The organism is Variovorax sp. GW823-FHT02B07 (assembly GCF_058797695.1).
In genome coordinates this window covers 148,145-160,262 of sequence record NZ_JBXAJX010000003.1, presented here as the reverse complement: position 1 = coordinate 160,262, position 12,118 = coordinate 148,145, and the positions used below count along the sequence as shown (strand labels likewise).

12 protein-coding genes are annotated in these 12,118 nt (G+C 68.8%); 1 reads left to right on the top strand and 11 read right to left on the bottom strand.

Annotation, left to right across the window (positions count from 1 at the left end; translation table 11 throughout):
- Window positions 1–25: 25 nt before the first annotated feature.
- A complete protein-coding gene (locus AC1RGU_RS18490; protein ID WP_390341833.1) occupies window positions 26–436 on the bottom strand; it encodes a VOC family protein in 411 nt (136 codons plus the stop codon).
- 31 nt (window positions 437–467) lie between these two features.
- Entirely contained in the window at window positions 468–914 is a 447-nt protein-coding gene (locus tag AC1RGU_RS18485; protein WP_159273156.1) for a helix-turn-helix transcriptional regulator, read from the bottom strand.
- Window positions 915–1,097: 183 nt separating this feature from the next.
- On the opposite strand from AC1RGU_RS18485, the gene AC1RGU_RS18480 reads away from it, so the two are divergent.
- Window positions 1,098–1,304 (top strand): hypothetical protein, encoded by a 207-nt coding sequence (locus AC1RGU_RS18480; RefSeq protein ID WP_062474353.1) that lies wholly within the window; start codon window positions 1,098–1,100, stop codon window positions 1,302–1,304.
- Window positions 1,305–1,385: 81 nt separating this feature from the next.
- Here the strand turns inward: AC1RGU_RS18480 and AC1RGU_RS18475 are convergent, their stop codons facing one another.
- The 9 genes from AC1RGU_RS18475 to AC1RGU_RS18435 form a co-directional block, all read right to left on the bottom strand.
- Complete coding sequence (locus AC1RGU_RS18475) at window positions 1,386–2,012, bottom strand: LysE family translocator (protein WP_492697252.1); 627 nt, start codon at window positions 2,010–2,012, stop codon at window positions 1,386–1,388.
- A gap of 70 nt (window positions 2,013–2,082) precedes the next feature.
- Window positions 2,083–2,373, bottom strand: coding sequence for a DUF2277 domain-containing protein (locus tag AC1RGU_RS18470; RefSeq protein ID WP_070062202.1), 291 nt, complete (start codon window positions 2,371–2,373; stop codon window positions 2,083–2,085).
- Window positions 2,374–2,462: 89 nt separating this feature from the next.
- Window positions 2,463–2,900, bottom strand: coding sequence for a hypothetical protein (locus AC1RGU_RS18465; RefSeq protein WP_062474348.1), 438 nt, complete (start codon window positions 2,898–2,900; stop codon window positions 2,463–2,465).
- 181 nt (window positions 2,901–3,081) lie between these two features.
- The gene (locus AC1RGU_RS18460) at window positions 3,082–3,447 is read right to left on the bottom strand and encodes a nuclear transport factor 2 family protein (protein WP_062474347.1); all 366 of its coding nucleotides are present in this window, start codon (window positions 3,445–3,447) and stop codon (window positions 3,082–3,084) included.
- 75 nt (window positions 3,448–3,522) lie between these two features.
- A complete protein-coding gene (locus AC1RGU_RS18455) occupies window positions 3,523–3,870 on the bottom strand; it encodes an NIPSNAP family protein (protein ID WP_492697249.1) in 348 nt (115 codons plus the stop codon).
- Window positions 3,871–3,888: 18 nt separating this feature from the next.
- Window positions 3,889–4,731 carry a hypothetical protein gene (locus tag AC1RGU_RS18450; protein ID WP_492697247.1) on the bottom strand — a complete coding sequence of 281 codons (843 nt, stop codon included), beginning with the start codon at window positions 4,729–4,731 and terminating at the stop codon, window positions 3,889–3,891.
- Window positions 4,728–5,240, bottom strand: a complete 513-nt coding sequence (locus AC1RGU_RS18445) for a phosphatase domain-containing putative toxin (protein ID WP_492697245.1) — start codon at window positions 5,238–5,240, stop codon at window positions 4,728–4,730. Before AC1RGU_RS18445 ends, AC1RGU_RS18450 begins: the two co-directional genes overlap by 4 nt.
- A 41-nt stretch (window positions 5,241–5,281) precedes the next feature.
- Complete coding sequence (locus tag AC1RGU_RS18440; protein WP_492697243.1) at window positions 5,282–5,926, bottom strand: putative DNA-mimic protein; 645 nt, start codon at window positions 5,924–5,926, stop codon at window positions 5,282–5,284.
- A gap of 88 nt (window positions 5,927–6,014) precedes the next feature.
- Window positions 6,015–12,014, bottom strand: a complete 6,000-nt coding sequence (locus AC1RGU_RS18435; protein ID WP_492697731.1) for an alpha-2-macroglobulin family protein — start codon at window positions 12,012–12,014, stop codon at window positions 6,015–6,017.
- Window positions 12,015–12,118 lie beyond the last annotated feature (104 nt).

Below are 12,118 nucleotides of genomic sequence, written 5' to 3'. Positions count from 1 at the left end.
GGGGGCTGCGGCGCCGGAGGCCGGCTCAGCGTGTCTGCTGGATGCGGATCAGGTTGCCCGCCGGGTCGCGCACCGCGCAGTCGCGCACGCCGTAGGGCTGGTCGGTGGGTTCCTGCACGATCTCGGTGTTGCGGGCCTGCAGCCGCTCGAAGGTGCCTTCCAGGTCGGGCGTGGCCAGCAGCAGCGAGGCGAAGGTGCCCTTGGCCATCATCTCGGCGATGGTGCGGCGCTCGTCGTCGGTGAGCCCGGGCGTGGCGGCCGGCGGGTACAGCACGATGGAGGTGGCGGGCTGGCCGGCCGGGCCGACCGTGATCCAGTGCATGCCGCCGTAGGCGACGTCGTTGCGCACCTCGAAGCCGAGGGTGTCGCGGTAGAAGGCGAGCGAGGCCTGCGGGTCGGTGTGCGGAAGAAAGCTCGAATGGATGCTGAGATTCATGATGGCGAGGGTCCGTGGTTGTGTCGGGCCGTCATGCTAGGTGCGAGGCGGGGTTTCGCGCTTCTCGATTCCTGATCGGCCGCGTCACTTGTTTGGCGACGCACGCCGGCATGCCCGCCGTCGCCTGCGCCGCCTCGCGCCGGTAGACGCCGGGCGACACGCCCACCAGCTCGGTGAAGCGCGTGGTGAAGGTGCCCAGCGAGGCGCAGCCGACCTCGAAGCAGACCTCGGTCACGCTCAGGTCGCCGCGGCGCAGCAGCGCCATCGCGCGCTCGATGCGCCGCGTCATCAGGTAGGCGTAGGGCGACTCGCCATAGGCCAGGCGGAACTGGCGGCTGAGGTGCCCGGCCGACATGTTCGCGTCGCGCGCGAGCGCTTCCACGTCCAGCGGCTGCGCGTGCTCGCGGTCGATGCGGTCGCGCACGCGGCGCAGCCGTGCGAGGTCGGGCAAGGAGGGCTGGGGCTGCGTGGCGGTCATCGGCGGGATCGTGCCACGTCGCTACGGCGTGCTCAAGCGCAGGCAAAGGTTCCACATCCGGTAACGAACTTCACACAAGCGCCTGCATCTGGACACCCGATGCGCACGCAGCGGGGCTTCAATACGGTACGGGCTCGCAGGAGGCGCGCCCGACCGTACAGCCCCACCCAAGGAGAACTCCGCATGACGAAAACACTCGCGCTTCTGCTGGCCGCTTCGGCCATCCTGGCTGGTTGCGTGGTCGCGCCCTACGACCGGGGCCCGCCCCCGCGCGGCCACGGCTACGACCGCGACCGCGACGGCGTGCCCAACCGCTACGACCGTGACCGCGACAACGACGGCGTGCCCAATCGCTACGACCGCCGGCCGAACAACCCCTACCGCTACTGACGCCGGGGCCGAAGGCCCCCAAAGAAAAAGACCGCGAGGCACGCAGCCCCGTGGTCTTTTTTTTCGTGTGCGTGGATGTGCTCAGGTGGCGCGGCGCGCCATCAGCGCCCACAGGCCGGCCGCGCTCAGCAGCGAGCCGCCCGCCAGGTGGAAGCGCCGCTGCGCGCGCGGCGAGGCGAGCAGCCGGCCGGCCGAGCTGGCGAACACCGCGTAGAGCGTGGCGTTGAGCGTCGCCAGCGCCACGAAGGTCAGGGCCAGCACCCACATCTGCTGCGACACGTCGGCGCCCGGGCTGATGAACTGCGGCAGGAAGGCCACGAAGAACACGATGCCCTTGGGGTTCAGCGCCGTCACCAGGTAGGTGTTGGCGAACAGGCGCCAGCGCGAGGCCGGTGCGGCCGGCGCGGCGGTCTCGGTGGACGAGATGCCCGCGCGCAGCAGCTTGATGCCCAGGTACAGCAGGTACAGGCCGCCGACCCACTTCACCACCGTGAACCAGAAGGCCGAGGTGGCCAGCAGCGCGCCCAGCCCCAGCAGCGACACCACCAGCGCGGTCGAATCGCCCAGCGCCACGGCGGCCACCAGCGGCACGTTGGCGCGCCGGCCGTGCGACATCGAATAGCTGATCACCGTGAGGATGGTCGGCCCCGGAATGATCAGCAGCAGCGCCGAAGCGGCGACGAAGGCGAGCCAGAGTTCGATGGGCATGGGTGTTCCTAAAAGAGGGAAGGAGAGAGGGAAGGGCGGTGCGCCGTTCAGCGCGGGAACGAAGTCTTTTTCATGCGTCCGAGGTCGAAGCCGGTGCGCCGAAACGCAGCGCGGACCGCGCCTTGGCGCGCTCGGCCTCGATGGCACGGTCGCGCGGCTCGGCCGTGGTCACCAGCGATTCGATCAACCGCGCGGCCGTGGCGGCCACCTCGTCCACGGCGCGCTCGAAGGCCTGCTCGTTGGCGCGCGAGGGCACGCTGAAGCCACTGAGCTTGCGCACGAACTGCAGGGCGGCGGCGCGGATCTCCTGCTCGGTGGCAGGGGGCTCGAAGTTGTAGAGGGTCTTGATGCTGCGGCACATGGCGAATGCTCCGGTCAGGCGCGGCGCAAGGGCCGCGCGGCCAGTCTAGCGAAATCGCGTTTTCTTGCGCAGCACCCGCCGGGGAAAGGCTATTTCAGGCTCAGGACACCCAGCCCCAGCCCGATCACCCCCAGCACGAAGCTCACGAGGCTGATCTGCAGCGGGATGCGGTAGGCGGGATCGGGGTGGTCCCAGTGCGCACGCAGCACCTCCAGCGCGGTGGCCCGGCGGATTTCCATCGCGCAGCCGTGAAAGCCCTGCATGTTGATGCTGCTCTTGGGAATCTGCAGCGCGAGCCGGGTTTCGTAGTCGATCTCGATGCCGTCTTCGGGGAAGCCCGGGTCGCGGCCGATGCCCCGGATCATGCGGCAGCAGCGCTTGCCGGCGTTCGTCTTCAGCACCACCCAGGCGTTGCGCCCGCCCAGCGGCGCGAGCCGCTGGTTGTGCACGCGGATCAGCGAGAAAGCCTCGTAGTCCGCCGGGTTGGTGAACGAGCGTTGTTGCGTGACGTGGAGTCCTGTGACCATGATTTCCTCCCTCTGTGAATGAACGCCGGTGCGCCTGCCTGACAGCCCGTGCAGGCGCCGGTTTCGACGTTAGTTCAGAAGGCGGGAGGTGCCCATTGGCGTTGCCATGGAGAGAACGATTCAATCGTCAACAATGGTGAAGCAGACGGGCGATCCGGTCGCGGAGCGCGCCTGCCCGGGCTCAGTCGCCGTCGTAGAAGAACTCTTCGCGCACGATCTTGCCGTCCTTGACGGTGTACAGCGCCATCTCTTCCATCGTGAAGCGCTGGCCCGTGGGCTTCATGGTCACGTCGAAGCGAAAACCAACGATGAAGCGGTCGTCGTGCGGCCAGGGGCCGGCCACCTGGAACGAGTGCACCTCGTGGTTGGCGACCCACCATTCGCCCTTGGCGCGGATGGCCGACAGGCCCACCGACTCGCGCGACATGCCGGGCGGCGCGCTGGCCTCGACGCTGACGGCCTCGGGCGCGTAGAGCGCCTGGGCTTCATCGAATGTCCCTGCTTTGCACAGCGCCACGAGCTTGGCGGCGATTTCCTGGGTGTTCATGCGTTTCTCCAGTGAGTTGGGGGGATGGCGGGAGGCGCAGTGTAGGCCCGCGCACCGTGCGTCGTCGACCGATGTTCAACGCGCTGGTTCGTTGAGCGCGCGCAGGCTGTCGACGCCCTCCGGCGAGAGCCACAGCAGCGTGTTCAGGTAGGTCTCGATGCGGTCGACCAGCGCGCTGCGCGGGCCCTCGCGCCATTCGGTGGAACCATAGAACGCCGCCTGCTCGGCCTCCAGCGCCTCGCGGCTCGCGTAGGCGCGCACGAGGTGGTAGCTTTCTTCCTCGTGGTCCGACCGGCCGTAGCTCACCACGTCCATGCCCTTGCTGCGCAGCATGGGCACCGCGCGTTCATGCATCGCGCGGTGGAAGTCGTCGAGGGTGGCGGGCTTGAGGCGGTAGGTGCGGATTTCGAGCAGGCGCTTCATGGGAATGGACGGCAGCGTTCATGCGGGAATGCGCGGTACTTTGACATCGTGCAGCCGCGCGCTGAAGTCGTACTTGTAGGTGTAGTCGCCCGCGTAGGCCAGCGCGATCTTTCCGGTCCACGTGATGTCGAAGCGGTCGGTGCCCGCGATGCGGTCGAAGCGGATGCGGTGGTGGGCCGCGGCGTCGTGTCCGAGCAGGTAGATGTGAAAGACGTTGTCTTCCATGTCTTCAGGCGGCGGCAGGTCGATGCTGACCTCGAGCCCGTCGATGTGCGCCAAGCTGAAGTCGGACAGTGCGCAGACCGCGAAGCCGCCGCCGTCGCCCCAGGCGGTCGACGACAGCGTGCAGCGGTGGTAGTTGGTCCAGACCCCGGGCGCGTCCCAGTCGGAGGGGTAATCGATGTCCTCGTCTTCCGGCTCGTCGATCTCGCGCTCGGCGTCGTAGTCTTCGCTGCGCAGGTGCAGGTCGAACCACACCTCGTTGTTCCTCACGGACGCTGTCCAGCGGAACTCCTTGACGGGATGGCCTTCGGGCCAGGGGTTGCCGGCGAAGTGAATGCGGTTTGGAGGCGTCATGGGGCGGGTGTCGTGTGTGTTCGTTGCGCTGTCGTGTGCGCGGGCATGGGCGCTGTCGTCCGCGACCGCGATGCAGCGCTCCAGCAGGGCGGCCTCGCGCACCTCTTCGGTGGTGTTCACCTGGAACACGTTCTTGCCGCAGTCGCTGCAATACCGGATGCCGGGCGTGGCGGTGGCTTCGAGTGCGTCCCAGGGCTTGGGGCACGAGAGCGATCCGTCGTGCCCGCCTTCCGACGGTGCCTGCGGATCGACCGGCGCGCGGCCGATGCGGATCGACTTCTTCATGGGGGCGGTGGGCGGTGGGTGCCGAGGATGTACTGCGCGACCCATTCCGCCTGCTCCGGTGTGTCAGGCATGTCGACGCCCCGCGAGCGGCTCAGCAGGTGGAAGATGTTCTGGCGCGGAACGCCGAGCCCGTGCAGCAGGCTGCCCGCGATGAGGCCCGTGCGGCCGATGCCGGCGCGGCAGTGGATGGCGATGGCCTTTCCGCTCGCCAGTTCGGCGCCCAGTTCGGCAATGAAGGCCGCCGCGTCCTGCTGCGATGCCGGCAGGCCTCGGTCCGGAATCGGGAAATGCCGGAACACGATCCCATGTTCGGCGCACAGCGCAGGCTCTTCCCGGAGTTCAAGTGCCCTGATTTCCTGTGCCTCGAGCAGGGAGACCACCATGTCCAGCGATGCACGCTGCCAGGACGCCACCTCGGCGCGCAGCAGGTCGCCGCCGCGCGGACGTGCCATCAGGCCCAGCCGATGCGGCTGTATGTCGCGGACCCAGTGGATGGTGGTCTCGAACATGGTCTGCGGACCTTACAGCCGATCGATCAGCCGCATCGCCCTCAGGTGAAAACGATCGCCGTCTTGTGCGCGATGCTCAGCCGCGCCGATTCGTACAGCAGCAGCCACGATTCGATCTCGCGGTAAAGGCCTTCGTCCTCGCCCATGCTGTCGCTGAGCCGCGCGGCTTCCTCGTCCGACAGCTCGCCGTCCGAGAGCGTGATGCCGAGCGCGGGGGCGACCAGCACCAGTTCTTCGAGCAACCGGTACGACGAGCCGAGCATGCCGCCGGGCAGGTCGGTCTCGTCTTCCTCGGCAAAGATCACTTCGTCGAAGTCGACCGGCAGGTAGAAGCCTTCCGCGTCGGAGTGGCACAGCAGATGGCTTTCGAACATGCCGGCCACGTCTTCGAGCGTCTCGTCTTCCGTGGGATCGGTGTCTTCCGGCAGCGGTGTGGCCATCCATCCGGGCGTCGTCACGCGGTGTGCGTAGGCGCGGCGCAGGTAGTGGATGAACGAGTAGGGCAGGCCGTCCAGCGGCGCGCGGGATTCGAGCGGCGGCAGGCTGCGGGGTTCCACGTGCGGCGGCAGGCCGGCTTCGGCGAGCTTGCGGTTCGCGGCGGCGAAATCTGCCTCGAAGTGTTCGGCGCCCTCGGGATCGTTCTCGATCAGGTCGGCGAGGATGCCGACGCAAATGGCCAGGCCCATGGGGTCCTCCAGGTTGTAGGTTCGCCGCGATGGTGACGAGGCGCGGTGAAGGCGGGATGACGGCCCGCCTTCACCGTGAGGTGCCCCGTTACTTCGCCGCCTCCACCTTCACCCGCGCATTCGGCGTCTCGCCGAACATCTCGGGCGCGTACATCGCTTCTACGCGGCTGGGCGGCAGCGCGAAGTCGCCGACGTTGTTCAGGCGCACGGTGTATTCCATCTTCACGACGCCCTTGGGCAGGTACTCGTAGTAGCTGCGGAAGGCCTCGAAGCTGCGTTCCTCGAACGCTGGCCAGCCGCTGCCCGACTTCTTCTCGCCCTGCGTGGCGATCTGCGAGTCGCGGCCCAGGCCGCTGCCCAGGATGGTGGCGCCGCCCGGGACCGGGTCGGTGATCACGACCCAGGTCATGTCGGCGCTGGCGTTGACCTCGATGCTCACGCGCAGCACGTCGCCGCGCGTGTACTTGCCGGCCACGGCCTGCTCGACCGGCGTGACGGTCTTCTTCAGCGTGTAGCCCGCCGCGAACGGCGCCTTCAACTGCACGGCGGCCAGCGACTGCAGCGTGAGCCACGGCTTGCCGGTGCCCTGCTGCGTCACCAGCAGCGTGTCGCGCACGGGCGCACCCGTGGGCGATGCGGACCAGGGCAGGAACATCGTGTTGTTGCGCAGGTTGCCCGGCGAGGCGGGGGCGCCGAACATGGTGGTCTGGTTCGGGGTGCCGGTCGCGTCGCTGGCCTTCACGCGCTCGACCTTGCTCCAGTCGACCTGCGCCTTCACCGCGCCCAGCGTGGCGGCGGTGATGCCGGCCACCGGCGTGCTCTCGAACACCTTGCTGAACTTCTCCAGCGCCAGCCCGCCCCACAGGTTGGCGGTGGTGGTGTGCCAGGCGCCGTTCTGCTGGCGGCCGATGAAGCCGTTGGCGAGCTTGCCGATGTCGTCCTTCCAGGCCGGGTCGTCCATCACCGTGAGCAGCAGGCGCGCGGTGTTGACGTCGCCGTTGGTCATGAGCCACCACCAGTAGTCGTCCTGCTCGGTGCTGAAGATGAGCTTGGTGCCCTGGTACGACAGGCGCGCCTTCAGCACGTTGTTGGCTTCGTCCAGGCGCTGCTGGCGCTGCGGCACGTCGTTCACGCGCTTCAAGATGTTGACCCAGTCGATCACCGCGCTGGTGGGCCATTGGTTCGGCGCGATGGTGATGCTGCCGAGCATGCTGCCCTTGGCCTTGCCGTAGCGCGACAAGGCTTCGAGCGCGGCGAGCTTGCGCACGTCCAGGTCCTTGCGCGGGCTCCAGAACTCGCGCGTGACGCGGCCTTCGACGAACGCGATCAGGCCCGATTCCATCGGTGCGCGCGCGTCGTCGGCGAGCGCGAAGGCCGGGTTGAGCTGCGCCGCTTCGTGCGTGGCCGCGAGCAGGTACGACGTGAGGATGTCGCTGCCGCGGTTGGCTTCGCCGTCGCGCGGCGGGAAGTAGCTGGCGAGGCCGTCGCTGTCCAGGTAGGTGGGCAACGTGGCCAGCACGCCCTGCCACATCTTCGCGTCGCGCAGGCCGACCGCCTTGCTGGTCTTCTGCTCGAGGCAGCTGAAGGGGTAGTTGGCGAACCAGTCGCGCACGCCCGGCAGGCCTTCGGCCAGCTTGGGCTGCAGCGACATCTTCAGGCCGCCGCGGCCGGGCAGGGCGTCGGCGGGCGGTGCCACGTCGAGGGTGAACGGCCCGTCGACCTGCACCAGCGTGGCCTGCTGCACCGTGAGCGGCACGGCGGGCACGATGCGCTGGCGCACCTTGAGCGCGTCGCGCGCGCCACCGACCGTGTCTTTCGCCTCGATCTCCCACAGGATGGCTTCGGCGCGCGTCTGCGCGAGCTGGGCGGGCGCGGTCACGTTCCAGGCCACCTCGCGCGATTCGCCGGCGGGAATGTCGACGGTCTGCGTTTCGAGCGTGAGCAGCGTGGCGCGCGGCGTGGCTTCCACCTTCATCGGCTTCTGCGTGGTGTTGCGCAAGGTGATCTGCGCGCGGAACTGGTCGTCCTCGCGCACCAGCGGCGGCAGGCCGCTGATGATCTGCAAATCTTGCGTGGCCTGGATACTGGCCTGGCCGGTGCCGAACAGGCTGGTGCCCGCATCGGCCACGGCCACGATCTTGAAGGTGGTGAGCGCGTCGTTCAGCGGCACCGTCACCACGGCCTGGCCGTTGGCGTCGAGCACGATCTTCGGGTTCCACACGAGCAGGGTGTCGAGCAGCTCGCGCGTCTGGCCCTTGCCGCCGCCGCCGCCCGCGGGCACGGCCTTGCGCCCGTAATGGCGCCGGCCGACGATTTCCATCTGCGCGGTGGAGGTGCTCACGCCCCAGCTGCGCCGCTGCAGCATCGCGTTGAGCAGGTTCCAGCTGTCGTTGGGCATGAGCTCCAGCAGGGCTTGGTCGACCGCGGCCAGCGCCACTTCGGCGCCGGCGGCCGGCTTGCCGTCGGGCAGCTTGGCGGTGATGGTGACCTGCGCCTTGCTGCGGATCGGGTAGCTGGGCTTGTCGCTGGTGACGGTCACGTCGATCTGGTGCGCGCGCGTGCCGACGCGGATCTCGGCCATGCCCAGGCGGTAGGCGGGCTTGCTCAGGTCGACCATCGCGGTGGGCGCGACGTATTCCTTGCCCTCGTACCAGAAGGCGGTCCACCACTCGCGCGGTGCCTTGAAGCCCCAGGTGAAGAAGCTGTACCACGGCACTTCGCGCAGGCGCCCGCGCAGCGCGAGCACGCTCACGTAGGCGTTCGGGCCCCACTCGGGCTTGACCTGCAGGCTGACCGTCGGGTCCTTGCCGTCCAGCTGCACCACGTGCGTTTCGATGATGCCTTCGCGCTCCACGGCCACCAGCGCGGTGGCAAAGCGGAAGGGGCTGCGCACCTGGAACTTGGCGACCTCGCCGGGCTGGTAGCTCTTCTTTTCGGGCAGCACGTCGATGCGGTCGTTGTCCTCGCCGCCGAACCACAGTTCGCCCTGCTTGGTCACGTAGACCGAGCTCACGGCGCTGGCGCTGCGGCCGTCGCTGTCGGTGGCGCTGGCCACCAGCTCGACCTCGCCGGCCTCCTTCAGCTCCGACTCGCACAGCAGCAGGCCGCGCGAATCGCTCTTGCCGGAGCAGACGGTGCCGATGTCCTTGGTCTCGGTCTTGTTGTCGTAGGTGTAGAAGCCGCCCACCATGCGCTTACGGCTGGTGGTGGTGATGCGCGCCACGGCGCGCACGTTGAGCGTCACGCCGGCCTGGGGCTTGCCCGTGAGGTCGAGCGCGAGCGCCTGGAACTTGAGCTTCTGGCTGGTGGAGACCCAGCCCTCGGTCTTGATGCCGGCGATGACCGACGCGGGCCACAGCGTCTGCGTGCTGCGAATGGTCTGCACCTCGCCGTTCGGGTCGGCGTAGGTGGCTTCGAGCAGCAGCTCGCGCGCGGCCTTCACCTTGGGCACCTTGTCGATCGTGACCTTGCCGGCGCCGTCCTTGTTCAGCGTGAGCGGCAGCTTGTCGGCGATCACGCGGGTGTCGTTCACGCTGTTGAGGTCTTCCTCGCCGGCGCTCGTGTCGGCGGCGGTGGCGGCTTCGCTGCCGTCGCCGGCGGCGCGCGGCGGGTTGAAGCTGAAGGCGTCGTAGTCGGAAAAGCTCAGGCCCTTGCCGCGCACCATGGCCGACACGCGCACCGGCAGGTTGGCGGCGCCGCCGCCGGCCACGTAGTTGATCTGCACGTCGGTGGGCACGCTCGTGGCGGCCACCAGCGGCTTCTTCTCGGTGGGCGCGATGCGGCCTTCGAGCACGGGCAGGCGGAACTCCTCGACGCGGAAGATGCCGGTGGAGAAGCTGCGGTTGTAGCCCTCGTCGCTGCTCTCACCGTCCTTGTCGCCGTTGCGCAGCTCGACCTGGTACACGCCGAGCTTGGCGGCCGGCGGAATGGCAAAGCTGTTCTCGGCGCTCAGGCCGCCGGTGGCGGTCTTGCGCCAGGCCAGCGGCTGGGTGAAGCGCTGGCCGCTGCCCATGTGGGTGACGACCAGCGTGTCGGGCCGGTCTGCCGGCAGGCCGAAGCCCTTGCTGGTCTGCGTGCGCAGCAGGCTTTTCATCGACACCGTCTCGCCGGCGCGCAGCAGCGTGCGGTCGAAGATGGTGTGGGCGATGCCGTCGGGGCGCACGTCCAGGCTGGTGGGCACGTTGAAGCGCCAGGGCTCGATGCCGCGCTGCCAGTCGCTCCAGGTGAAGGCGAGGTCTTCCACGCCCTTGTCGTCCTTGGCGCGCGCGCTCACGAACCAGGCGCTGGTCTCGTACTCGTTCGGGCCGTTGCAGCTGGGGGCATCGGGCGACACGCCGTTGAGCATCACGATGCCGCTGGCGTCGGTGGTGCCGGTGGCCACGGCCTTGCCGTCGCAGCTGGACACGCGCACCTCGGCGCCCGCCACCACCTTGCCCTTGTCGAGCGTGGTGACCCAGGCCATCGAGTTTTCGCGGCCCAGCTTGAAGTGCACGGCCAGGTTGGTGGCCAGCGCGGTGGTGCGCACGTACATCGTGCGCCCGGCGTTGTAGCGCTCGTCGAGCAGGGCTTCGCCGAGTTTCTGCGAGGCGATCTCCAGCACGTGGAAGCCCGGCGTCAGCGGGATGCCGACCACTTCGAAGGGGCGCGGGTCGCCGCTCTCGGCCTTGGGCATGTCCAGGGCCTTCACGCCGGGCTGGCCGCCGAGCAGCGACACCATGCGCGTCTGCACGTGCGAGCGTTCGTTCTTGTCGATCACCGGGGGCAGGGCGCCCTTCACGTCGCGGCGCGCGGTGTCGCGGCTGACCGTGTAGCTGTCGTAGCGGCGCACCTTGCGGTACCACGCGATGATCTCGGCGTCGGTCTTGGGGTTGAGGTCGCTCACCTTGCCGGGCGTGAGCGCCTGCACCATCAGCTGCGGCTCCACGCGGCGCACGGTGACCGGCATCATGGCCGGCGTGCCGGGCTCGGCCAGGCGCTCGATCACGCCGAAGGGCGAGGCCGCGAACTTGGCCAGCGGCGGCATCGCGCCGGTCGCCACCTTCAGCGGAAAGCTGCCGGGCGTGCCCAGCGCGCGGCCCGAGGCGTCCTGGAAGCCGGAAGGCAGCTCGACGCTGAACTGCGTGCTCTCGGCCAGCGGCGGGCCGAAGCTCGCGCTGTTGACCACGTCGTCGTCGTTCTGCGAGCCGCCGCCGCTTTCGAGCGTGGCCTTGATCGTCTTGCCGTCGCCCTTGAGCACGATCTGCGACGCCACCTTGCGCGTCACCGGTGCATTGAACTGCAGCTGCATCGGGCGCAGCGGCAGGCAGGCGGCCTGCGCGTTCTCGCGCTCGCAGGTGAAGGACACGGCGAAGGGCTCGCGCACCTGGTAGTCGAAACGGCGTTCCACGTTGTTGGCGACGCCCGACGGCGTGGCCACGCCCTTGCCGTAGACGACCTGCACCTTGGCGCCCGGCGTGAGCGTGCGGTTGCACTGCATCGTGATGAAGCGCAGCGGGTCTTTGGCGGCTTCCTTCTCACGGTGGAAGGCCTTGAGCAGCTCGGTGCGCGCCTCGCCCTCGAGCAGCTTGGCCGGAATGCGTTCGCCGACGCCGTCGGCCGCGCACCAGACGTTCTGGCGCACGCTGTCGATCGTGGCCGCGCCGTTGAGCTCGAGCACGAACATCTGCTGTTCGTCGATGCGGGCGTAGGTGCCCGGCATGTAGTTGCGCACGAACGGGCCGCCGCTATTGAATTGATAGCGTTCGGGGCCGGTCAGCTCGCCGCCGCCGGCGGGCTTGAAGGTGGGAATGCGGGTGACCGAGCAGCGCACGCCGGGCGGCAGGTCGTTCTCGAAGTCGTAGACCCAGGCCTTGGCGTCGGTCCAGCGGCCGGTGCCCTTGCCGGCCTGCGCGTCCGAGCAGCTCACGGTGAGCGGCGCGGGCGCCTTGGGGTCGCCGAAGTTGACCGCCGCCTGATCGAATTTGGCGACGACCTGGCGCACGCGCGCCACTTCGCCCTGCGGGGTCAGGCTGGTGATCTGAAGTGCAAAGCCCGGGCCCGCCGCGAGCGCGCCGGCGGCCAGTAGCAATGTCGGAATGAAACGGTTCACGGAGTTCTCCACCTTGAGGCAGCGCGCAGCGTAGCCGATTTGCATGGCGCTCCGGGAGTGCCAAGCGTCATAGGCCGTCCGTGTTTGACGCGCGTGTTCGGTCG

Coding starts and splice junctions, on each gene's coding strand:
- AC1RGU_RS18490 (WP_390341833.1), bottom strand. CDS start 436: ATGAATCTCAGCATCCATTCGAGCTTTCTTCCGCACACCGACCCGCAG.
- AC1RGU_RS18485 (WP_159273156.1), bottom strand. CDS start 914: ATGACCGCCACGCAGCCCCAGCCCTCCTTGCCCGACCTCGCACGGCTG.
- AC1RGU_RS18480 (WP_062474353.1), top strand. CDS start 1,098: ATGACGAAAACACTCGCGCTTCTGCTGGCCGCTTCGGCCATCCTGGCT.
- AC1RGU_RS18475 (WP_492697252.1), bottom strand. CDS start 2,012: ATGCCCATCGAACTCTGGCTCGCCTTCGTCGCCGCTTCGGCGCTGCTG.
- AC1RGU_RS18470 (WP_070062202.1), bottom strand. CDS start 2,373: ATGTGCCGCAGCATCAAGACCCTCTACAACTTCGAGCCCCCTGCCACC.
- AC1RGU_RS18465 (WP_062474348.1), bottom strand. CDS start 2,900: ATGGTCACAGGACTCCACGTCACGCAACAACGCTCGTTCACCAACCCG.
- AC1RGU_RS18460 (WP_062474347.1), bottom strand. CDS start 3,447: ATGAACACCCAGGAAATCGCCGCCAAGCTCGTGGCGCTGTGCAAAGCA.
- AC1RGU_RS18455 (WP_492697249.1), bottom strand. CDS start 3,870: ATGAAGCGCCTGCTCGAAATCCGCACCTACCGCCTCAAGCCCGCCACC.
- AC1RGU_RS18450 (WP_492697247.1), bottom strand. CDS start 4,731: ATGAAGAAGTCGATCCGCATCGGCCGCGCGCCGGTCGATCCGCAGGCA.
- AC1RGU_RS18445 (WP_492697245.1), bottom strand. CDS start 5,240: ATGTTCGAGACCACCATCCACTGGGTCCGCGACATACAGCCGCATCGG.
- AC1RGU_RS18440 (WP_492697243.1), bottom strand. CDS start 5,926: ATGGGCCTGGCCATTTGCGTCGGCATCCTCGCCGACCTGATCGAGAAC.